General features: G+C 73.5%; 18 protein-coding genes. 3 read left to right on the plus strand and 15 right to left on the minus strand.

Features of this window, described 5'->3' with window-relative positions; all coding sequences use genetic code 11:
• Positions 1–134 precede the first annotated feature (134 nt).
• The 8 genes from ACIRSU_RS26775 to infC form a co-directional block, all read right to left on the minus strand.
• Positions 135–1,163 carry a PP2C family protein-serine/threonine phosphatase gene (locus ACIRSU_RS26775; protein WP_403796982.1) on the minus strand — a complete coding sequence of 343 codons (1,029 nt, stop codon included), beginning with the start codon at positions 1,161–1,163 and terminating at the stop codon, positions 135–137.
• Positions 1,164–1,414: 251 nt separating this feature from the next.
• Positions 1,415–3,946 (minus strand): phenylalanine--tRNA ligase subunit beta, encoded by a 2,532-nt coding sequence (gene pheT / locus ACIRSU_RS26780; RefSeq protein WP_403796985.1) that lies wholly within the window; start codon positions 3,944–3,946, stop codon positions 1,415–1,417.
• The gene (pheS, locus tag ACIRSU_RS26785) at positions 3,946–5,073 is read right to left on the minus strand and encodes a phenylalanine--tRNA ligase subunit alpha (RefSeq protein WP_403796988.1); all 1,128 of its coding nucleotides are present in this window, start codon (positions 5,071–5,073) and stop codon (positions 3,946–3,948) included. Before pheS ends, pheT begins: the two co-directional genes overlap by 1 nt.
• Before the next feature lie 179 nt (positions 5,074–5,252).
• Positions 5,253–6,446 (minus strand): ATP-binding protein, encoded by a 1,194-nt coding sequence (locus tag ACIRSU_RS26790; RefSeq protein WP_403796990.1) that lies wholly within the window; start codon positions 6,444–6,446, stop codon positions 5,253–5,255.
• 79 nt (positions 6,447–6,525) lie between these two features.
• Positions 6,526–7,365, minus strand: a complete 840-nt coding sequence (locus ACIRSU_RS26795; RefSeq protein WP_403796993.1) for a TrmH family RNA methyltransferase — start codon at positions 7,363–7,365, stop codon at positions 6,526–6,528.
• A 137-nt stretch (positions 7,366–7,502) separates the two neighbouring features.
• Entirely contained in the window at positions 7,503–7,889 is a 387-nt protein-coding gene (gene rplT, locus ACIRSU_RS26800) for a 50S ribosomal protein L20 (protein ID WP_225799578.1), read from the minus strand.
• 105 nt (positions 7,890–7,994) lie between these two features.
• The gene (gene rpmI / locus ACIRSU_RS26805) at positions 7,995–8,189 is read right to left on the minus strand and encodes a 50S ribosomal protein L35 (protein WP_041128339.1); all 195 of its coding nucleotides are present in this window, start codon (positions 8,187–8,189) and stop codon (positions 7,995–7,997) included.
• A gap of 125 nt (positions 8,190–8,314) precedes the next feature.
• A complete protein-coding gene (infC, locus tag ACIRSU_RS26810; RefSeq protein WP_403796995.1) occupies positions 8,315–9,040 on the minus strand; it encodes a translation initiation factor IF-3 in 726 nt (241 codons plus the stop codon).
• A 333-nt stretch (positions 9,041–9,373) separates the two neighbouring features.
• On the opposite strand from infC, the gene ACIRSU_RS26815 reads away from it, so the two are divergent.
• Positions 9,374–9,751: a DUF1844 domain-containing protein gene (locus tag ACIRSU_RS26815; RefSeq protein ID WP_389212729.1), complete on the plus strand. Its 378-nt coding sequence runs from the start codon at positions 9,374–9,376 to the stop codon at positions 9,749–9,751.
• 198 nt (positions 9,752–9,949) lie between these two features.
• Here ACIRSU_RS26815 and ACIRSU_RS26820 read toward each other — a convergent pair whose 3' ends face one another.
• From ACIRSU_RS26820 to ACIRSU_RS26830, 3 genes are read right to left on the minus strand one after another with little or no spacing between them, the layout of a single operon-like run.
• On the minus strand, positions 9,950–10,684 hold the full coding sequence (locus ACIRSU_RS26820; RefSeq protein ID WP_403796999.1) for an SseB family protein: 735 nt from the start codon (positions 10,682–10,684) through the stop codon (positions 9,950–9,952).
• Between the two features lie 56 nt (positions 10,685–10,740).
• Positions 10,741–11,919 carry a type VII secretion-associated serine protease mycosin gene (gene mycP, locus ACIRSU_RS26825; RefSeq protein WP_403797002.1) on the minus strand — a complete coding sequence of 393 codons (1,179 nt, stop codon included), beginning with the start codon at positions 11,917–11,919 and terminating at the stop codon, positions 10,741–10,743.
• Positions 11,916–13,142, minus strand: coding sequence for a hypothetical protein (locus tag ACIRSU_RS26830; protein WP_403797005.1), 1,227 nt, complete (start codon positions 13,140–13,142; stop codon positions 11,916–11,918). Before ACIRSU_RS26830 ends, mycP begins: the two co-directional genes overlap by 4 nt.
• Positions 13,143–13,278: 136 nt before the next feature.
• Here ACIRSU_RS26830 and ACIRSU_RS26835 point away from each other — a divergent pair, with 136 nt between their 5' ends.
• Positions 13,279–14,481, plus strand: coding sequence for an amino acid deaminase/aldolase (locus tag ACIRSU_RS26835; RefSeq protein ID WP_403797008.1), 1,203 nt, complete (start codon positions 13,279–13,281; stop codon positions 14,479–14,481).
• A 7-nt stretch (positions 14,482–14,488) separates the two neighbouring features.
• Here ACIRSU_RS26835 and ACIRSU_RS26840 read toward each other — a convergent pair whose 3' ends face one another.
• From ACIRSU_RS26840 to ACIRSU_RS26855, 4 genes are all read right to left on the minus strand, one after another.
• Positions 14,489–15,769 (minus strand): haloacid dehalogenase-like hydrolase, encoded by a 1,281-nt coding sequence (locus ACIRSU_RS26840; RefSeq protein WP_403797011.1) that lies wholly within the window; start codon positions 15,767–15,769, stop codon positions 14,489–14,491.
• Positions 15,770–15,864: 95 nt separating this feature from the next.
• On the minus strand, positions 15,865–16,656 hold the full coding sequence (locus ACIRSU_RS26845; RefSeq protein WP_403797013.1) for a 3-oxoacyl-ACP reductase: 792 nt from the start codon (positions 16,654–16,656) through the stop codon (positions 15,865–15,867).
• A 6-nt stretch (positions 16,657–16,662) separates the two neighbouring features.
• Entirely contained in the window at positions 16,663–18,036 is a 1,374-nt protein-coding gene (locus ACIRSU_RS26850; protein WP_403797016.1) for an aldehyde dehydrogenase family protein, read from the minus strand.
• Between the two features lie 8 nt (positions 18,037–18,044).
• Positions 18,045–19,409, minus strand: coding sequence for a glutamine synthetase family protein (locus ACIRSU_RS26855; protein ID WP_403797019.1), 1,365 nt, complete (start codon positions 19,407–19,409; stop codon positions 18,045–18,047).
• Between the two features lie 78 nt (positions 19,410–19,487).
• Between ACIRSU_RS26855 and ACIRSU_RS26860 the strand changes: the two genes are divergently transcribed.
• The gene (locus ACIRSU_RS26860) at positions 19,488–20,216 is read left to right on the plus strand and encodes a FadR/GntR family transcriptional regulator (RefSeq protein ID WP_403797021.1); all 729 of its coding nucleotides are present in this window, start codon (positions 19,488–19,490) and stop codon (positions 20,214–20,216) included.
• Positions 20,217–20,271 lie beyond the last annotated feature (55 nt).

Consider the following 20,271-nt stretch of genomic DNA (forward strand, 5'->3'; position numbering starts at 1 on the left):
CGCAAGGGCGAGAACGACCGGGCCGCCGGCTCCCCCTCATACAGTGCGGTCGCCCGGTCCGCGCGCCGTCCGCGCTGTCGATCTGCCCGACACTCCGTGGCAGCGCGGACGGCGCCGGCCACCGCCCGCTCCCGTCAGTGCGGGGAGGGCGTGGGCCGGGTACGGCGCAGCCCGGGTTCGGCGGGCTGCGCCGGTACCCGGACGCGGTCGTTGCGCACGACGAGCAGCGCGACGTCGTCGGCGAGCCGGCCGCCGGTGTGGCGGAGCAGCGCGGCGTGCACCCGGCGGACGACGGCGGCCGGCGGCTCGCACGCCGCACCGGCGAGGACGGCGGCCAGCGGGAAGAACCGGCCCCGGCCGTCCCGGGCCTCCTCGGCGCCGTCGGTGTGCAGGACCAGCGTCTGGCCGGGCAGCAGCCGCGGCGCGCGGTACGGCACGAGCTCGGCGGGGAGCGGGAAGGCGCCGAGCGGCGGCAGCGGGTCGCCGACGGGCACGGGCTCGACCCGGCGGCCGCCGATCCGGTACGGGCCGGGGTGGCCGCAGCAGAGGACGTCGAGGGCCCCGTCGGAGCGGATCTCCAGGAGCATCAGGGTCACGAACTCCTCGGCCGCCGGATGCTCGGGCGCCCGCCCGGCCCGCGCCGGGTGCTCCTCCCGGGCCCGCTCGCACAGGTGCCGGCCGAGCGCCCGGTCGAGCCGGCGCAGCACGCCCGCGAGTTCGGGCTCGTCGTGGACGGCCTCGCGGAAGCTGCCGAGCACGGCCACCACCGCCCCGAGCGCGGCGAGCCCGTGCCCCCGCACGTCCCCGATGACGATCCGCACCCCGTACGGCGTGGCCACCGCCTCGTACAGATCCCCGCCGACCGCCGCCCCGCGCGACGCCGACAGCTGTCCCGCCGCCACCGTGAGACCGTCGAGCCGCGCGGGCGGCGGGCGCAGCAGCACCTGCTGGGTGGCGTCGGCGACGGCCCGCAGCCGCGCCAGTTCCCGCGCGAGCCCCCGCCGCACCCCGTACACGAGCCCGACGCCGACGCCGAAGAACACCGCGCCGGTCGCGCCGCGCACCGCGGGCCCGGGCTCCCGCGCCAGCGGGCACCACACCTGCCACGCGACGGCCACGACTCCCCAGCCGACCGGCAGCGCCCACGGAGCCGACCGCCGCATCCAGGAGCCTTCGGCAACCAATGACCTGTCACGGAACATCCACGGCCCTTCCCGAGGCCCGCCAGCGCCCGAAGACCCTGCGGCGCACAGGCTCGCCCCTGTGGCCGCGTCGATTCTCCCGACGGGGCGGGGGATGCGGGAGCCTCCCCTTCGGATCTCACCCGAAGGAGTGAGTAACCCTCGGAAAAGAGAAGGGGCCCTGCCCCGGGCTTGTTCGCCCGGGGCAGGGCCCCTTCCTGTCACACGTGCCGTCAGGCGCCGCGCAGCACCGCGCCCGTGTGCTCCGCGGCCATGGCGACCGCGGCGTCGCGGGCGGCCGTGGCCTCCTCGACCGTCAGGGTGCGGTCGGCGGCGCGGAAGCGCAGGGCGTAGGCCAGCGACTTCTTGCCGGCGTCGATCTGGTCGCCGGTGTAGACGTCGAACAGGCGGATGGACTCCAGGAGTTCACCCGCGCCGCCGGCCAGGTAGTACTCGACCATGGCGGCCGGGACGGCCTGGTCGACGACCAGGGCGACGTCCTGGGTGGCGACCGGGAAGGCGGAGATGCGCGGGGCCTTGACCGGGCCCTCGCTCGCGCGCTCCAGGACGTCGAGGTCCAGCTCCATGGCGCAGGTGCGGGCCGGGAGGCCGAGCGCCTTCACCACGCGGGGGTGGAGCTCGCCACCGTGGCCGGCCAGGACCTTCTCGCCGTCGATGACGACGTGGAAGGCGGCGCACCGGCCCGGGTGCCAGGGGGCGTGCTGGTCGGCGTCGATCAGCAGCTCGACACCCGACTCGGCGGCCACCAGGCGCGCCGCCTGGATGGCGTCGGCCCAGTCCGTCGGGCGGCCCTTGCCCCACCAGCCGGCCTGCTCGCGGGCGCCGGCGAGGACGACGGCGGCGCGGCGCGGCTGCGCGGGCAGCGCGGCGTTGACGCGGGCGATGTCCTCGTCGCTCGGGCGGCGGTCGACGGGCAGGCGGACGGCGACGCCCGGCCGGCCCTCGGTCGGGCGGAAGACCAGGCCGGTCTCGAAGAGCGCCAGGTCGTGGCTGCCGCGCCCGTCGTTGCGGCGCAGCGCGCCGAGCAGGCCCGGCAGCAGCGTCGTACGGAGCGCGGGCTCCTCGTCGGAGAGCGGGTTGACCAGCTTGACGACCCGGCGGCGGGCGTCGTCCGCGTCCAGGCCGAGCTGGTCGAAGACCTGCTCGCCGATGAAGGGGTAGTTCAGCGCCTCGACGTAGCCGGCGCCGGCCAGCGCGCGGCCCACCCGGCGGTGGGTGCGCTGGCGCTCGGTGAGGCCGCGGCCCGCCGGGGGCTTGGGCAGCGTGGAGGGCAGGTTCTCGTAGCCCTCCAGCCGGATGACCTCTTCGGCGAGGTCGTTCGGCTCGTTCAGGTCGGGGCGCCACGAGGGCACGGTGACGACGAGCTCGTCCTGGCCGTAGACGTCGCAGCCGACCTCCTGGAGGCGGCGGACGACGGTCTCGCGGCCGTAGTCGACACCGGCGACGCGGTCCGGGTGGTTCGCCGGGATGACGATCGTCCGGGGCGCGGACGGGGCGACGATCTCGGTGACACCGGCCTCGGCCGTGCCGCCCGCGAGCAGCACGAGCAGGTCGACGGTGCGCTGCGCGGCGGCGGCCGCGGCCAGCGGGTCGACGCCGCGCTCGAAGCGCTTGGACGCCTCGGAGGACAGCTTGTGGCGGCGCGCGGTGCGGGCGATCGAGATCGCGTCGAAGTGCGCGGCCTCGATGACGACCTCGGTGGTGCCGGTGACGGCGCCGGTCTCGGGGTCGGTGACCGGGTCGGCGATCTCGGTGTTGGCGCCGCCCATGACTCCGGCGAGGCCGATCGGCCCGCTGTTGTCGACGATGAGCAGGTCGGCCGGGTCCAGGACGCGCACGGTGCCGTCGAGCGTGGTGATCTTCTCACCGGGCTCGGCGCGGCGGACGCCGATCGGGCCGTCGACGCGGTTGCGGTCGTAGGCGTGCAGCGGCTGGCCGAGCTCGAGCATCACGTAGTTGGTGATGTCGACGGCGAGCGAGATCGGGCGCATGCCGGCCTTCTGCAGGCGGCGCTTGAGCCAGATCGGGCTGTGGGCCTCGGGGTCGAGACCGGTGACCGTGCGGGCGGTGAAGCGGTCGCAGCCCATCGGGTCGGCGATCTGCACCGGGTAGCCGTACGCGTTGGGCGCGGGCACGTCGAGCAGCGCCGGGTCGCGCAGCGGCAGCCCGTACGCGATGGCGGCCTCACGGGCGATGCCGCGCATCGAGAGGCAGTAGCCGCGGTCCGGGGTGACGGCGATGTCGAGGACCTCGTCGTACAGCTCGAGGAGGACCGTGGCGTCGATGCCGACCTCGTGCTCCGGCGGCAGCACGATGATGCCGTGCGTGCCGTCGTCGCCCATGCCGAGCTCGTCGCCGGAGCAGATCATGCCCTTGGAGACGCGGCCGTAGGTCTTGCGCTCGGCGATGCGGAAGTCGCCGGGCAGCACGGCGCCGGGCAGCGCCACGACGACCTTGTCGCCCTCGGCGAAGTTCCGGGCGCCGCAGATGATCTCCTGCGGCTCGCCGGTGCCGTTGGCCTGACCGACGTCCACGGTGCAGAAGCGGATCGGCTTCTTGAACTCGGTCAGTTCCTCGATCGTGAGGACCTTGCCGACGACGAGCGGGCCGGTGAGGCCCGCGCCGAGCTGCTCGACGGTCTCGACCTCGAGGCCGGCCGACACGAGCTTGGCCTGCACGTCACGGCCGGACTCGGACGCCGGCAGGTCGACGTACTCCCGCAGCCAGGAAAGCGGGACCCGCATCAGATCTCCATCCCGAAAGGCCGGGTGAACCGGACGTCACCCTCGACCATGTCTCGCATGTCTTCGACGTTGTGGCGGAACATCAGCATCCGCTCGATGCCGAACCCGAAGGCGAATCCGCTGTACTTCTCGGGGTCCACACCGCAGGCGACGAGCACCTTGGGGTTGACCATGCCGCAGCCGCCGAGCTCGATCCAGCCCTCGCTGCCGCAGGTGCGGCAGGGCCGGTCCGGGTTGCCGACGGACTCGCCACGGCACACGTAGCAGAGCATGTCCATCTCGGCGGACGGCTCGGTGAACGGGAAGAAGTTCGGGCGGAGCCGGGTCTTCATGTCGGGTCCGAAGAGCGCCTGGACCATGTGGTCCAGGGTGCCCTTGAGGTCGGCCATAGTGAGGCCCTCGTCGACGGCCAGCAGCTCGATCTGGTGGAAGACCGGGGTGTGCGTGGCGTCGAGCTCGTCGGTGCGGTAGACGCGGCCGGGGCACACCACGTAGACCGGGGGCTCCCGGTCGATGAGGGTGCGGGCCTGCACCGGCGAGGTGTGCGTACGGAGCACGACACCGGACTCGTCGCCGGTCGTCCCCTCGGGGCCCTGGACGAAGAAGGTGTCCTGCATCTGCCGGGCCGGGTGGTCCGGCACGAAGTTGAGCGCGTCGAAGTTGAACCACTCGGCCTCGACCTCGGGGCCCTCGGCGACCTCGTAGCCCATGGAGACGAACACGTCGGCGACGCGCTCCATGAGGGTGGTCAGCGGGTGGCGGGCGCCGGCCGGGATCCGGTCGTACGGCAGGGTGACGTCGACGGCCTCCTCGACGAGGACGCGGGCGTCGCGCTCGGCCTCCAGCTCGGCCTGGCGGGCGGCGAGGCCCTTGGAGACGGCGCCGCGGGCCTGGCCCACGAGCTTGCCGGCCGCGGCCTTGGCCTGCGGGGGCAGGGCGCCGATCTCGCGGTTGGCGAGCGCCAGCGGCGAGGTGCCGCCGGTGTGCGCGGTCTTCGCGTGGGTGAGCGCGTCGAGGTCGCCTGCGGCGGCGAAGGCGGCGAGCGCCTCGTCCCGCATGCGCTCGATCTCTTCCGGTTTCAAGGCTTCGACCTCGACCGGGTCGTACGACTTATTGGGTGCCGACATCTCTTCCCGTGCTTCCGTTGGCTGGCTGGGCGGCCCCGCTCGACGTCAAGGGCGCAAACGTGCCAAAGGACGAGTCTAACGGGGCGCAGGGACGCGAATGAGCCCGTGGGCGGCCCCGGGCGGCTCCTGACCTCGCACGGTCTCGTCAGATGAGACGGGAGGCGACGTCGCGGAGGACGTCAGAGGAGGTGGGCCGGGGTGCCGACGGGCAGGATAAATCGGAACTCGGCCCCGCCGCGGGGGCCGCGTCCGACGGTGATGGTGCCGCCGTGGGCCTCGACGACGCCCTTGACGATGTAGAGGCCGAGCCCGGTGCCGCCGCGCTTGCTGCCCCGCCAGAAGCGGGTGAAGACGCGGCCCATCGACTCCTCGGGGATGCCGGGTCCTTCGTCGCTCACGCTGACCTCCGTCCCCTTCTCTCCGTCGGTGGTGGCCGTGGTGGGTGCCACTTCGATGGTGACGGTTCCCTCGCCGTGGCGCACCGCATTTTCGAGCAGGTTGCCGAGGATCTGGTCGATCTTGTCGGGGTCGGCCCAGAGGTCCGGCAGGTCGGGCCGGACCCGCACGAAGAAACGGTCCGGGGACTGGCCGCGGGTGGTGTGGGCGTGGACGTGACGGCCGACGGCGGCGGCGATGTCCACGCGCTGGCGGCGCACCTCCAGACGGCCGGAATCGATCCGCGAGATGTCGAGCAGTTCGGCGATGAGCCGCTTGATGCGGCCCGCGTCGGCGTCGACGGTCTCCAGCATCAGCCGCTTCTGGTCGTCGGTGAACCGCTCCCACTTGCTGAGCAGGGTCGCGGTGAAGCCCTTCACGGACGTCAGCGGCGAGCGCAGCTCGTGCGCGACCGTGGCGATCAGCTCGGCGTGGCTGCGCTCGGTGCGACGGCGCGCCTCGGTGCCGCGCAGACAGACCACGACCCGCTGCACGGGCCCGGTCGGGCGGCTGCGCACGTAACGGGCGGAGACGAGCACCTCGCGCCCGCCGGGCAGCAGCAGGTTGCGCTCGGGCTGGCCGCGGCGGGTGGCGAGCCCGCCGTAGGGGTCGGTCAGCGCCCACCAGCGGTGGCCCTTGAGGTCCTCCAGGGGCAGCGCCTCGTCGAGCGGACGGCCGAGCGCCCGGTCGCCGGGCACGGCGGTGATACGGCTGGCCGCGGCGTTGAAGCAGATGATCCGGCCGGTCTCGTCGGCGACGACGAGACCGTCGGGCAGGTCGTCCGGGTCGATCCCGAGGCCGGGACCGGGGGCGCCGTCGGGTGCGTACGAGAGGGAGGCGCGACGCGGCTCCGGTACGGCTCCGGGCTCGGGTGGCGGCTGCGGCGCGTGCGGCGCGGCGCTCCGTGCCTGTGCGGGACTGCCCGTACCGACCGTCATCCCCGTATCCCACCCCTCCGTGTAGCGCAGTGGGCCCCGAGCTCGTCACCCTACTAGGCGCGGCGGCCCCGTGGTGTGCTCAGGAGGTGGTTCGGGAGCGTTGGGCGCGCGCGGAGGCGTACAGGCACACGGCGGCGGCGGTCGCGAGGTTGAGGCTCTCGGCCTTGCCGTGGATCGGGACGCGGACGACGGCGTCGGCGAGGGCCCGGGTCTCCTCGGGCAGTCCCCATGCCTCGTTGCCGAAGACCCAGGCGGTCGGGCCGCTCATGGTGCCGGCGTCCAGCTCGTCGTCGAGGTCGTCCTCGCCGGCCCCGTCGGCGGCGAGGATCCGCACGCCGGCGGCCTTGAGGCCGGCGACGGCCTGCTCGACCGGGACGCCGACGGCGACCGGGAGGTGGAAGAGGGAGCCGACGGAGGCGCGCACGGACTTCGGGTTGTAGAGGTCCACGGAGGCGTCGGTGAGGATCACGGCGTCGGCGCCGGCCGCGTCGGCGCAGCGCAGCACGGTGCCGGCGTTCCCGGGGTCGCGGACGTGGGCGAGAACGGCGACCAGCTTGGGGCGGGCGGCGAGGATGTCCTCGAACGGCGAGTCGAGGAAGCGGCAGACGCCGGTGAGGCCCTGCGGGGTGACGGTCTGGGAGACCTCGGCGAGGACGGCGTCGGAGGCGAAGTGGACGCGGGCGCCGGCGGCGCGGGCGGCCTCGACGATGGGGGCGTAGCGCTCGGCGGCCTCGACGGTGGTGAAGAGCTCCACGAGGGTGGCCTCACCGCTGCTGCCGCGGTGCTCGACGGCCTCGCGGACGGCCTGCGGGCCCTCGGCGAGGAAGAGACGGTCCTTGCCCCGGAAGTTGCGCTTGGCGAGCCGCCGGGCGGCGACGACGCGCGGCGAACGCGGGGAGATCAGCTCGGGGGTGGACATGTGCCTGGGGCTCTCTGTCTCTGTCTCGGTCTCGTCGGGTACGGCGGCGAACGGCGGCCGGAAAAGGAGCGGTCAACGCGCCGGACCCGCAGGCGCTGGGCCTGCGGGTCCGGGCAGAAGTACTGCGGCCTGGAAGATCAGGCGGCGGCCTTCGGAGCGTTGACGTCGGCCGGGAGGGCCTTCTGCGCGACCTCGACCAGCGCGGCGAACGCGTTGGAGTCGTTGACGGCCAGCTCGGCGAGGATCTTGCGGTCCACCTCGATGTTGGCGGCCTTCAGACCCTGGATGAGGCGGTTGTACGTCATGCCGTTCAGGCGGGCAGCGGCGTTGATGCGCTGGATCCACAGCTGACGGAAGTCGCCCTTGCGCTTCTTGCGGTCGTTGTAGTTGTAGACCAGCGAGTGGGTGACCTGCTCCTTGGCCTTGCGGTAGAGGCGCGAACGCTGACCGCGGTAGCCGGAAGCCTGCTCGAGGATCGCCCGGCGCTTCTTGTGGGCGTTGACTGCCCGCTTGACGCGTGCCACTTCTTACTCCTTGTAGCGGGGCCGTGGTGGTCCTCACACGACCCGAAAAACGGATGGGTCCCGGTCTCGACCGGATGCCCTCCAGGCGGAGGGCGGGAGATCAACTCAGATGCCCAGCATCTTCTTGATCTTGGCGGAGTCACCCGGGGCCATCTCGGCGTTGCCCGTGAGGCGACGCGTCAGCTTGGACGACTTGTGCTCGAGCAGGTGGCGCTTGCCGGCGCGCTCCCGCAGGATCTTGCCGGAGCCGGTGACCTTGAAGCGCTTCTTGGCACCGGAGTGCGTCTTGTTCTTCGGCATGGCGCCGTTATCTCCTCGTCAGTGGCGCTCCCCCCGGTGCGGGCACCGGGCAACCGGGAGCGTCAATTCTTCGTTGGTGGTTCCGGGGCGAAACCCGGGGCCGCCGGTCCGGCGGCCCCTCGGGATCACGCCTCGGAGTTCTCGGCCGACGCGTCGGCCGAAGCCTGCTCCTCGACCGAAGCCTGCTCGTCGACCGGAGCCTGCTCGTCGGCCGGAGCGGCCGCGTGCGCAACGCCCTGACGCTCGGCCTTGCGCGCGGCCTGGGCCTCGCGGGCCTCGGCCATGGCCTCGGTCTTCTTCTTGTGCGGACCCAGAACCATGATCATGTTCCGGCCGTCCTGCTTGGGGTTGGACTCGATGAAGCCCAGCTCCTGAACGTCCTCGGCGAGGCGCTGCAGCAGTCGGTAGCCGAGCTCGGGCCGGGACTGCTCACGACCACGGAACATGATCGTGATCTTGACCTTGTCACCCTGCTTGAGGAACCGGACGACGTGACCCTTCTTGGTGTCATAGTCGTGCGGGTCGATCTTCGGCCGGAGCTTCATCTCCTTGATGACCGTGTGCGCCTGGTTCTTGCGCGCCTCACGGGCCTTCATGGCCGACTCGTACTTGAACTTGCCGTAGTCCATGAGCTTGCACACGGGCGGGCGTGCGGTTGCAGCGACCTCGACCAGATCGAGGTCGTACTCCTGCGCGAGCTCCAGGGCCTTGGCAAGCGGCACAATGCCGACCTGCTCGCCACTGGGGCCGACAAGACGCACCTCGGGAACGCGAATCCGCTCGTTGATGCGGGGCTCGGCGCTGATGGATCCTCCTCGGTAGCACCACGCGACCGCCGGGCGGACGGACACGTCTCGGTAGAACTGTCGGGACCAACCGAGCCGGTGCACGAAAAATGCCCCGGGACGGGACACAGGCGGGGCTCCATGAAACCGGAGCACCGCCGCGGCCAGCCGCGGGGCGCACATTCGGACGGCTCCATCGTCCGTACGGAACGATGGGGACCGCCTGACCGGTGACCCGCCGCCCGTGAGAGCGGCCAGGTGGGAAGTCGGAGCCTCCACTTGTGGGCCGGGCACGGAGGTGCTCGGCCGGTCGTCACACAAGGTTAGCAGGACCCGGGCGCGTACGCGAACGGGGACGGGGCGAGCGGTTCCGGGCGCCGGTCCGCTTATCGTGTGGGCATGAGCGAGACGCCCCAGCACGAGTCCACCGACTCCCCCGACAGCCCTGACTTCGCGGCCATGACCCGCGACATCGCCGAGGTCCCGGCGGTCGAGGTGATCGTCACGGTCGCCGTCAACCTGATGAGCGCCGCCGCGGTGAAGCTCGGGCTCACCGAGGAGGGCGACGACCACAAGGACCTCGACGAGGCCCGCAAGCTGATCCACGCCCTCGCCGGTCTGCTCGACGCCGGCGCGACGGAGATCTCGTCCTTCCACGCGGCCCCGCTGCGCGACGGCCTGAAGTCCCTCCAGCTCGCCTTCCGCGAGGCGTCCTTCGTCCCGGACGAGCCGGGCCAGGGCCCGGGCGAGAAGTACACGGGCCCGGTTTACGGCTAGGAGACCGGCCCCGCTGGGCCCGTCAGGGCCACGGGGGTACGGGGGTCGCCCCCGGAAGACCGCAGCCACGGGCCCGGTTTACGGCTAGGAGACCGGCCCCGCTGGGCCCGTCAGGGCCGCGGGGGTACGGGGGTCGCCCCCGGAAGACCGCAGCCACGGGCCCGGTTTACGGCTGATCCGGGGCGGAAGTTTCGGAGGTCAGTTCTTTACGTAGAAGGGCTCGCCCGGAGGCGTGGCCGAGGCCGGCAGCAGTGCCAGGTCGAGGCCGCGCACCAGGCGGGCCCTCAGTGTTTCGTCGGCGGCGAGCGCGCGGGCCACGCGCTGGGCGGCCTCGGCGGCGGGCGCGTCCTCGGCGAGGACCAGGGCGAGGGTGCCGTCGGCGGTGCCCGGGCCCAGGTGGGCGCGGAGCACGGCGGGCTCGGCGGCGAGAGCGGCGCGGACCGCGTCCCGTACCGCCGGGTCGTCCAGCGGGTCCGTGCTCGTGCGGCCCTCGGCGAGGGCGAGCAGGGCGGAACCGGTCACCTGGTACGGCACCGGACCCGCCAGGTCCAGGAGCAGCGTGTCGGCCTTCTCGTGGACGAGTGCGGCGAGCGCCTGGTGCAGCGGGACGGCGACGGGCCGGGCGGCCGGGTCCCACAGGGCGAGCGAGGCGATCGAGGTGAAGGCCGGCAGCGCCCGCCGGTCACCCGCGGTGAGCGTGGGCACCGCCATGTCGCTGGTCTTCTCCTGCTTGAGCCCCGTCACGGCGTCGACCTCGACCTCGCCGAGCATGGCGACGACGGGCACCAGCAGCCGCGCGTCCTTGAGGGCGGCGAGGACCGGCCCGTGGGCGGTCCGGTCCTCCGCCCAGGCCGCCAGGGCCGCGGCGAGCCGCGGGTCGGCGGTGCCGTCGTCGTCGGAGAAACCGGGGTCGGGGATGTTCTTGAGCGCCACGCCCCGAGCCTAACGGTCCGCGGTCCGGCCCTCGGCCCCGGGCCGATCGGCCCTGGTCAGCGAGGAGTGCGTCCGCCCCGCCACAGCGCGACGGCGGCGGCCAGGAAGAGCACGCCGACGCCGCCCGCGAGCGGCGCGAGCAGGCCGATGGGGCGGGAGTCCTCGGCGTCGGGCTGGGGTCCCGGCCCGAAGTAGCGGCCCTGGTATCCCGCGACGGCCGCCTTGGTGTCGGCGCCCTTCAGCGAGCCGGCCGCCTCGATCGCGGCGGCCGGGTCGACCGTGCCGTACCCCTTCTCGTCGCTCCGGCCGTCCTTGGGGCGGTTCCGCGCGGTGTCGACGAGGAGGTTCTTGACCTGCGCCGGGGTCAGGTCCGGGTGTGCGGAGCGGACCAGGGCGACGGCGCCGGAGACGAACGCGGCGGCGGCGCTGGTGCCCCAGCCCTCGTAGTAGCGGCGGTCGGGGTCGGCGATGACGATGTCGACGCCGGGCGCGGACACCGTGGCGTACCAGCGGCTGGTGGAGAAGGTGGCATGGGTGCCGTAGCGGTCGACGGCGGCGACGGCGATGACGCCGGGGTAGGCGGCCGGGAAGGAGATGTGGTCGCCCTTCTCGCCGCCGTTGCCGGCGGAGGCGACGACGGAGACGCCCTTGGCGAGCGCGTACTGGACGGCCGCGTCCTCGCCCGCGTCCGGGTGCGCGGACTCGGAGTCGTCGCCGAGGGACATGTTGATGACGTCGGCGCCGTGGTCGGCGGCCCAGCGGATGCCCTCGGCGAGGGCGGTGCCGCGGGTCTTGCGGGCCTTGTCGCGCTGCTTGTCGGTGCCTTCGAGGATCACCCGCACGGGAAGGATCCGCACCTTCGGCGCGACGCCGAGCACGCCGTCCTGACCGCCGGGCCCGTGGCCGTGGCCCGCGATGATCCCGGCCATCGCGGTGCCGTGCCGGGCCCAGGCGCGGTCGCCGCGGGAGGCGCCGAAGCCGACGAGGTCGGTGCCGGTCAGGACGGAGCCCGCGAGGTCGGGGTGGGTGCCGTCCACGCCGGTGTCGAGGACGGCGACGGTGATGCCCGCGCCGCGGGTCGTCTGCCAGGCCCGGCTCGTGTGCAGGGCGTCCAGGCCCCACTGGCGGGCGCGGATGGTGTCGGCGAAGGCGGGCGTGGTCGTCGCCGGGAGGACCGCGAAGGCGGCGGCGAGCACGGCCGCGGCGGCAGTGGTGACGGTACGGCGCGGGGTCACCGCTCGTCCTCCTCGACGGTCTTCACGACGGTACGGCGCAGGGCCCGCTCCACGGCGTCGGCGACGCCCTTCGCCTCGTGGCCGAGGCCCGCCTGGGCGACGGCCGTGGTGCGCCTGGGCGTCATCGCCTTGTCGGCCGGCTCGGGTTCGCCGACCGCGCGGCCGTCCGCGAAGCCGGACACCGCGGTCACGACGACCGGCAGGTCCGGCAGGATGTGCCGCCACCAGCTGGCCCGCTGGGCGGCGCCGAACCCGTCGGCGACCGTGCCGGGTCCGGCGAGCGCGGGCGGCAGCTCGTCGTCGGCGCGGGAGCCGAGGGTGCGCATGGTGGCCGGGTCGGCCTGGGTGAAGACGAGGGCGACGGTGGTGACGTGGGAGGCCGTCGCGTCGGTGTAGGTGGCGCGCAGCACGCGGTCGCAGCCGACGGTGGTGAGCGCGGTGTTCAGGGCCTTGGGCAGCGTGGTCGGCGTGCAGGGCGCGTCGGGCGCGACGACGATCCGCGTCCAGGTGCGGGTGGCACCGCCGGGGCCGGCCGAGGGGCCGGGGAGCGTGCGCGGGAAGAGCGTGTCCACGGGTGCGTCGTGCCACAGCGCCCGCGTGGCCCCGTAACCGACCGGCTCGTCGCCCTCGCCGACCCCGCTCCCGGCGAGCAGCGCACCGGCGACGGCCCCGCCGACCAGCCCGAGCGCGAGCACGGCACAGACGGCCGCGGCCACGACCCGCCCGGTGCCGCGCACGGGCCGGGGTGCGGCAGCGGCCTCGTCGTGGGCGCCGAGGGCCCAGGCGTCGTAGACGGGTGCGGGGGTGGGCGCGAGCGCCGGGGCGGCAGCGGACGCGGGGCCGGGTCCACCAGCGGGCGCGGACGCGGAACCGGGTCCACCGGCGGGCGCGGACGCGGAACCGGGTGCGGACGCCGGGGCGGGAGCGGGGCCCGACGCAGGCGCGGGCGCCGGGGCCGATGGCCGGGTCTGCTCAGGGCGTCGTACGGCCCTGAGTTGTGTCGTCGTCTCCGTGGGGTGGGCGTCCGGGACGGGGCGGAGCCGCGTCGTGGTCTCCGTCGGGCGCGCGGCGGGCCGGGGCGGCTGCTCGGGTGGCAGCGGCTGCGCGAGGACGCGCTCGCGGCGGGCGGGCAGCAGGCGCGCGTCGGCGGGCGCCGGCTCCGGCGGAAGCAGGGCCTCCGTGATGCGGGAGGTGGGCGCGGGGCGCTGTGGCTCGGTGCTCATCCCCGTCCCCCTGGTCGTTCCGCGAAAGCAATCGGCGTCACTCTACGGGCTGCTCCCGGCAGGGCGGGAACCGGGCGGTGACGGGGCCGGATGCCAGGGGCTACCCCCGCTCGAACCCGTCTGGCAGGCTCGGGCCATGACTCCTCGTGCCACCGACCGGGCCCGGTACGACCGGGCCACCGCGCATCTCGACGCGCCCGTCGCGATCGTCGACCTGGCGGCGTTCGACGCGAACGCCGAGGATCTGGTGCGCCGGGCGGCCGGGAAGCCGGTCCGGGTCGCGAGCAAGTCGGTGCGGTGCCGGGCGCTCCTGGAGCGGGTGCTGGCGAAGGACGGCTTCGCGGGGGTGATGTCGTTCACGCTGGCGGAGTCGTTGTGGCTGGCGCGGTCCGGGTTCGAGGACGTGCTGCTCGCGTATCCGTCGGCGGACCGGTCCGGGTTCGCGGAGCTCGCGGGCGACCCGAAGCTCGCCGCGGCGGTGACGCTGATGGTCGACGACGTGGCGCAGCTGGATCTGGTCGAGGCGTCGCGCGCCGGGGGCACGGAGGAGATCCGGGTCTGTCTGGAGATGGACACCTCGCTGCGCCTGCTCGGCGGCCGGGTACGGATCGGGGCGCGGCGTTCGCCGCTGCGGGAGCCGGCGGAGCTCGCGGAGCTGGCGCGGTCGGTGGTGCGGCGGCCGGGGTTCCGGCTGGTCGGGCTGATGGCGTACGAGGGGCATGTGGCGGGCGTCGGGGACGCTGTCGCGGGGCGGCCGGTGCGGTCGCGGGCGGTCCGGCTGATGCAGGCGGCGGCCCGCCGGGAGCTGGCGGTGCGCCGGGCGGCCGTGGTGCGCGCGGTCCGGGCGGTGGCGCCCGACCTGGAGTTCGTCAACGGCGGCGGGACGGGCAGCGTGCAGCACACGGCGGCCGAGGACGCGGTGACGGAGATCGCGGCGGGCTCGGGCCTCTTCGCGCCGCGCCTGTTCGACGACTTCAGCTCCTTCTCGGCCCGCCCGGCGGCCCTCTTCGCCCAGCCGGTGGTGCGCCGCCCGGGCGTCGGCGTGGTCACGGTCCTCGGCGGCGGCTACCCCGCCTCGGGCGTCGCGGGCCGGGACCGGCTCCCGGTCCCGTACCTCCCGGAGGGGCTGCGCTACGACCCGCGGGAGGGTCCGGGCGAGGTGCAGACGCCGCTGCTCGGCTCCCCCGCCGACGACCTCCGCATCGGCGACAAGGTGTGGTTCCGCCATGCGAAGGCCGGCGAGCTGTGCGAGCGCTTCGACACGCTGCACCTGGTGGAGGACCACCACGTGACGGCCGCCGTACCGACGTACCGGGGCGAGGGGAAGACCTTCCTCTGAAGTCGGGTCAGTACACCGAGTCCTGCTGGTCGGGTACGACGCTGCCGTCCGCGCGGCGGACCGGCCCGGCCGTTCCGTCGGTCGCCGTGTAGCCCGTCGTGGCGCACGGATACGGGCTCGTCTTCTGCTTCTTCGGCTCGATGAACATCGGGTTGACGAGCCAGCGGCCGTCACCGTTCTCGTACGCCCGGCACATCAGCTCGTTCTTGTTGCGGTTGAGGACGAGGCGGAGACCGGTGGCGTCGCGGAGGAAGGTGACGTCGGTGTCGGAGTCGCCGGCGGCGAAGACCTGGCGGCGGGCGGCGGGCTGTACGCGTTCGGCGGCGGGGCCGTGGACGCCGAGGATCTCCTGGTTGATCCAGCAGCGCTTGCCGTCGATGTAGGTGATCATCGCGTCCTCGCCGTCGCGGACGGTGCCGCAGCCCTTGAGGTGGGAGGTGAGGCGGCCGTCCTCGGTGGTGTTGCGGATGCCGACGGCGTGCGAGGGCCCGACGCCGACGCCTGCGGCCCAGACGTCGACGACGGGTTCGGGCGAGGCGGAGACGATCCAGACGTCGAAGCCGCCGTCCCGCAGGGCGCGGATGAGGTCGCGCTGCTGGTCGTAGTAGCGGACCCAGCCGGTGACCTGCGCGGAGCCGACCTGCTGGGTGGCGCCCTGCGGGGCGGCGAGGTTCTCGGCTCGGGCGGCCGCGGCGAAGGAGCGCACCTGACGGGCGGTCCAGCCGTGCAGGAGCTGGGCGAGCCAGGCGTACGCGGGCTCGATGCGGCGGTGGTCGTAGCCGGCGAACGCGGCCTCGCCGCCGGTGGTGGCGCCCTTGCCGTACACGGAGAGGATCTCGTCGGCGCATCCGGTGTCGGTGGCGGTGGGGAGGGTGCGGACGCCGGTGGGACAGGCGGCGGCGAGGGCGCCGGCGGCCTCGGGGGTGAGCCAGCGGCTGGTGGTGGTCCAGTCGCCGTGGCGCGGGGGCTTGATGCGGTCGTTGCGGAGCAGCCAGTAGAGGGTGGCGTCGCCGACGTCGTTCTTGATGACGGTGTTGTCCCAGTCGAAGACGGCGACGGGCTTGCGCCCCTTGTCACCCTTGTCGCCCCGGTGTCCGCAGTGGTCGGCGATCAGGCGCTCGATGCGGGCCTTGTTGTCGCCGTACCAGCCGGCGGAGATCTTGAGCGTGGGGCAGGCGGCCGTGGGCGCGGTGGTGTGGGCGCTCGCCGTGGTGGTCAGGCCGGTCAGGCCGGTCGTGGCGAGGGCCAGGGCCGCCGTCGCGGCGGACGTGCGCAGCTTGCTGTTCATGATCACGCTCCTGCTTGTACGCAGAACAGCCGGGCGCCTTGCGACGCCCGGCTGTCGGGAGGATGGAAGCGAGGTGAACGCTCGGGACTCCGGGACTAGAGCGGGGTCACGTACGCGCCGGAGATGCCGCCGTCGACGAGGAAGTCGGTGGCGTTGATGAAGGAGGAGTCGTCGCTGGCGAGGAAGGCGACCGCGGCGGCGATCTCCTCGGCCTCGGCGAACCGGCCGACCGGGATGTGCACCAGGCGGCGCGCGGCGCGCTCCGGGTCCTTGGCGAACAGCTCCTGGAGCAGCGGGGTGTTGACCGGTCCCGGGCACAGGGCGTTGACGCGGATGCCCTCGCGGGCGAACTGGACGCCGAGCTCGCGGGACATGGCGAGGACGCCGCCCTTGGAGGCGGTGTAGGAGATCTGGCTGGTGGCCGCGCCCATGATGGCGACGAAGGAGGCGGTGTTGATGATGGAGCCCCTGCCCTGGCGCCGCATGTACGGCAGGGCGGCCTTGCAGCACAGGTAGACCGAGGTGAGGTTGACGTCCTGGACGCGCTTCCAGGCTTCGAGGCCGGTCTCCAGGATGGAGTCGTCGTCGGGCGGCGAGATGCCGGCGTTGTTGAAGGCGATGTCGACGGAGCCGTAGGTGTCGAAGGCGACCTTGAAGAGGTTCTCGACCTCCTCGGGGTCGGTGACGTCGACCTTCACGAAGGTGCCGCCGACCTCCTCGGCGGCGGCCTTGCCGGCCCGCTCGTCGATGTCGCCGCAGACCACGTTCGCGCCCTCGGAGGCGAGTCGGCGGGCGGTGGCGAGGCCGATGCCGCTGCCGGCGCCGGTGATGACGGCGGTGCGGCCGACGAGCCGGCGGCAGACGATGTCGGTGGTCTCGTTGCTCATGGGTGCTCAGGCCTCCGTGCTGATGAAGACGTTCTTGGTTTCGGTGAAGGCGGTCAGGGCGTCCGGGCCGAGTTCGCGGCCGAGTCCGGACTGGCCGAAGCCGCCGAACGGGGTCCAGTAGCGGACGCTGGAGTGGGAGTTGACGGAGAGGTTGCCGGCCCGGACGGCGCGGGAGGTGCGCAGGGCGCGGCCGATGTCGCGGGTCCAGATGGAGCCGGACAGGCCGTACGGGGTGGCGTTGGCGAGCCGTACGGCGTCGGCCTCGTCGTCGAAGGGGAGCACGACGGCCACCGGGCCGAAGACCTCCTCGACGGCGCAGGGCGCGTCCTCGGCGATGTCGGTGAGGAGAGTGGGCGGGAACCAGAAGCCGGGACCCTCGGGCGCCTTGCCGCGGATGGCGGTTGCCTTCTCGGTGGCGTCCGTGACGTAGGAGCGGACGCGGTCGAGCTGGGCGCGGGAGATGAGCGGGCCCATCTGGGTGCGCTCGTCGAGGGGGTCGCCGACGACGATCTCCTCGACGGCCGGGGTGAGCAGCGCCAGGAAGCGGTCGTAGACGGAGCGCTGCACCAGGATGCGGGTGCGGGCGCAGCAGTCCTGGCCGCTGTTGTCGAGGAAGGACATCGGGGCGGCGGCGGCCGCGGCGTCCAGGTCCGCGTCGGCGTAGACGATGTTGGGGCTCTTGCCGCCGAGTTCGAGGGTGACGCGCTTCACCTGTCCGGCGGCCCTGGCCATGATCTCCTTGCCGACCCGGGTGGAGCCGGTGAAGACGACCTTGGCGACGCCGGGGTGTTCGACGAGGGCGGTGCCGGCGACCGGGCCCTCGCCGGGGAGGACCTGGAAGAGGTGCTCGGGCAGTCCGGCCTCCAGGGCGAGCTCGGCGAGCCGGAGGGCGGTGAGCGGGGTGGTCTCGGCGGGCTTGAGGACGACGGCGTTGCCTGCGGCGAGCGCCGGGGCGGTGGCCCAGGCGGCGATCGGCATGGGGAAGTTCCAGGGCGCGATGACGCCGACGACGCCGAGCGGTTCGAGGATGGTGATGTCGAGGCCGCCGGAGACCGGGATCTGCCGCCCGTTGAGGCGTTCGACTCCGCCGGCCGCGTAGTCGAGCAGGTCGCGGACGTTGCCGGCCTCCCAGCGGGCGTTGCCGATGGTGTGGCCGGCCTCGCGGACCTCCAGGAGGGCGAGTTCCTCGATGTGAGCGTCGACGACGGCGGCGAAGCGGCGCAGTGCGCGGGCCCGGTCGGCGGGCGCGACGGCGGCCCAGGAGCGCTGGGCGGCGCCGGCCCGTGCGACGGCGGCGTCGACGTCCGCCGGGGTGGCGGCGGGGACGGTGGCGACGACCTCCTCGGTCGCCGGGTTCAGGACGTGCAGTTCGTGCGGCAAGTCGTTCCTCACATGCGTTCGAAGGAGCGGCGCAGTTCCCAGTCGGTGACGGCGGCGTCGTACGCGTCGAGTTCGACGCGCGCCATGTTGCGGTAGTGGGCGACGACCTCGGGGCCGAAGGCGGCCTTGGCGATCTCGCTGTTCTCCCAGAGCTCGGCGGCCTCGCGGAGCGTGGTGGGGACGTGCTCGTAGTCGGCCGTGTAGGCGTTGCCGGTGCAGGCGGGCGGGAGTTCGAGGCGCTGCTCGATGCCGTACAGGCCGGCGGCGATCAGTCCTGCGACGGCGAGGTACGGGTTGACGTCGCCGCCCGGGACGCGGTTCTCGAAGCGGGTGGAGCGCCCGTGGCCGACGATCCGCAGCGCGCAGGTCCGGTTGTCGGGGCCCCAGGCGACGGCCGTGGGGGCGAAGGAGCCGGGCTGGAACCGCTTGTACGAGTTGATGTTGGGCGCGTAGAGCAGCGAGAAGTCCCTGAGCGCGGCGAGCTGCCCGGCGAGGAAGTGCCGCATGGTCTCGGACATCCCCCCTGGCCCGTCGCCCGCCATCACGTTCACGCCGTCGGCGTTCTGCAGCGAGAGGTGGATGTGACAGGAGTTGCCCTCGCGCTCGTTGTACTTCGCCATGAAGGTGAGCGAGCAGCCCTCCTGGGCGGCGATCTCCTTGGCGCCGGTCTTGTAGACGGCGTGCTGGTCGCAGGTGACGAGGGCCTCGGCGTACTTGAAGGCGATCTCGTGCTGGCCGGGGTTGCACTCGCCCTTGGCGGACTCGACGGTGAGTCCGGCGCCGGCCATCTCGTTGCGGATGCGGCGCAGCAGCGGCTCGATGCGCCCGGTGCCGAGCACCGAGTAGTCGATGTTGTACTGGTTGGCCGGGGTGAGGTCCCGGTAGTGGGCGTCCCAGGCCTGCTCGTAGGTGTCCTTGAAGACGATGAACTCGAGCTCGGTGCCGACGTGGGCGGTGAGGCCGAGGGCGGCGAGCCGGTCGAGCTGGCGGCGCAGGATCTGGCGCGGGGCGGCGACGACGGGGCTGCCGTCGGCCCAGGCGAGGTCGGCCATCAGCATGGCGGTGCCCTCGTTCCAGGGGACGCGGCGCAGGGTGCTGAGGTCGGGGTGCATGGCGAAGTCGCCGTAGCCGCGGTCCCAGGAGGACATCTCGTAGCCGTCGACGGTGTTCATCTCGGTGTCGACGGCCAGAAGATAGTTGCAGCCCTCCGTGCCGTGGTCGAGGACGTCGTCCAGGAAGAACGGGGCGGCGAACCGCTTGCCCTGGAGTCGTCCCTGCATGTCGGGGAAGGCCAGGACGACGGTGTCGATCTCGCCGCTCGCGACGAGCGAGCGGAGCTCGTCAACGGTGAGCGGGGGTGTGCGGTCTGCCACGGGATTACTCCTCCTTCGGCGTGCCGGGAGCCATAAGGTATTGCTCAGGACCATTGCTTGGGAAGGGGAAACGACAAGGTGGCCAGTACGAGTGAATCGGCGGACCGGCTGACGCCCGTGCTGCGGCCGGTGCGGGCGGGCAACGGCTTCGAGGAAGCCCTTGAACAGATCCTCCAGGTCGTGCGGCTCGGACTGGTGCCGGGCGGCGAGCGGCTGCCGGCCGAGCGCGAGCTCGCGGACCGGATGGGGATCAGCCGGGTCACCCTGCGGGAGGTCCTGAAGGTCCTCCAGGAGCAGGGCCTGGTGGAGAGCCGGCGCGGGCGGTACGGCGGCACCTTCGTCCTCCGGCGCCCGCAGACCGCGGACGAGGCGGAGCTGCGGCGCCGGATAGCGGCGGTCGACATGGAGGACACGCTGCGTTTCCGCGAGGTCCTGGAGGTGGGCGCGGCCGGGCTCTGCGCCGCGCACGGTCTGGGCGAGGAGGGCGCCGAGCGGCTGCGGGCGGCGCTCGCGGCGACGCACGACGCGCAGCTCGCGGACTACCGGCGGCAGGACACGCTGCTGCACCTGACCCTCGCCGAGCTGTCCGGGTCGCCGACGCTGACCGCGCAGTACGCGGCCGTCCGGGCGACGGTGAACGACCTGCTCGACTGCATCCCGCTGCTCGTGCGCAATCTGGAGCACTCCCAGCACCAGCACGAGGCGCTGGTGGAGGCGGTCCTGGAGGGCGACGCGGACGCGGCGCGCGAGGTGATGCGGGAGCACTGCGCGGGCACGGCGGCACTGCTGCGCGGCTTCCTCACCTGACCCGGCACGTAACCGGAACGTAACGCGCGGGTCTTGCGCCGCCCACCCCGACGAC

Origin of the sequence: Streptomyces sp. NPDC101160 (assembly GCF_044768205.1) — a bacterium.
Lineage (GTDB): Bacteria > Actinomycetota > Actinomycetes > Streptomycetales > Streptomycetaceae > Streptomyces.

What these genes read in the sequence shown, in the direction of transcription:
- ACIRSU_RS26775 (WP_403796982.1), bottom strand. Translation starts at nt 1,163, where the DNA reads ATGCGGCGGTCGGCTCCGTGGGCGCTGCCGGTCGGCTGGGGAGTCGTG.
- pheT (WP_403796985.1), bottom strand. Translation starts at nt 3,946, where the DNA reads ATGCGGGTCCCGCTTTCCTGGCTGCGGGAGTACGTCGACCTGCCGGCG.
- pheS (WP_403796988.1), bottom strand. Translation starts at nt 5,073, where the DNA reads ATGTCGGCACCCAATAAGTCGTACGACCCGGTCGAGGTCGAAGCCTTG.
- ACIRSU_RS26790 (WP_403796990.1), bottom strand. Translation starts at nt 6,446, where the DNA reads ATGACGGTCGGTACGGGCAGTCCCGCACAGGCACGGAGCGCCGCGCCG.
- ACIRSU_RS26795 (WP_403796993.1), bottom strand. Translation starts at nt 7,365, where the DNA reads ATGTCCACCCCCGAGCTGATCTCCCCGCGTTCGCCGCGCGTCGTCGCC.
- rpmI (WP_041128339.1), bottom strand. Translation starts at nt 8,189, where the DNA reads ATGCCGAAGAACAAGACGCACTCCGGTGCCAAGAAGCGCTTCAAGGTC.
- ACIRSU_RS26815 (WP_389212729.1), top strand. Translation starts at nt 9,374, where the DNA reads ATGAGCGAGACGCCCCAGCACGAGTCCACCGACTCCCCCGACAGCCCT.
- ACIRSU_RS26830 (WP_403797005.1), bottom strand. Translation starts at nt 13,142, where the DNA reads ATGAGCACCGAGCCACAGCGCCCCGCGCCCACCTCCCGCATCACGGAG.
- ACIRSU_RS26835 (WP_403797008.1), top strand. Translation starts at nt 13,279, where the DNA reads ATGACTCCTCGTGCCACCGACCGGGCCCGGTACGACCGGGCCACCGCG.
- ACIRSU_RS26840 (WP_403797011.1), bottom strand. Translation starts at nt 15,769, where the DNA reads ATGAACAGCAAGCTGCGCACGTCCGCCGCGACGGCGGCCCTGGCCCTC.
- ACIRSU_RS26845 (WP_403797013.1), bottom strand. Translation starts at nt 16,656, where the DNA reads ATGAGCAACGAGACCACCGACATCGTCTGCCGCCGGCTCGTCGGCCGC.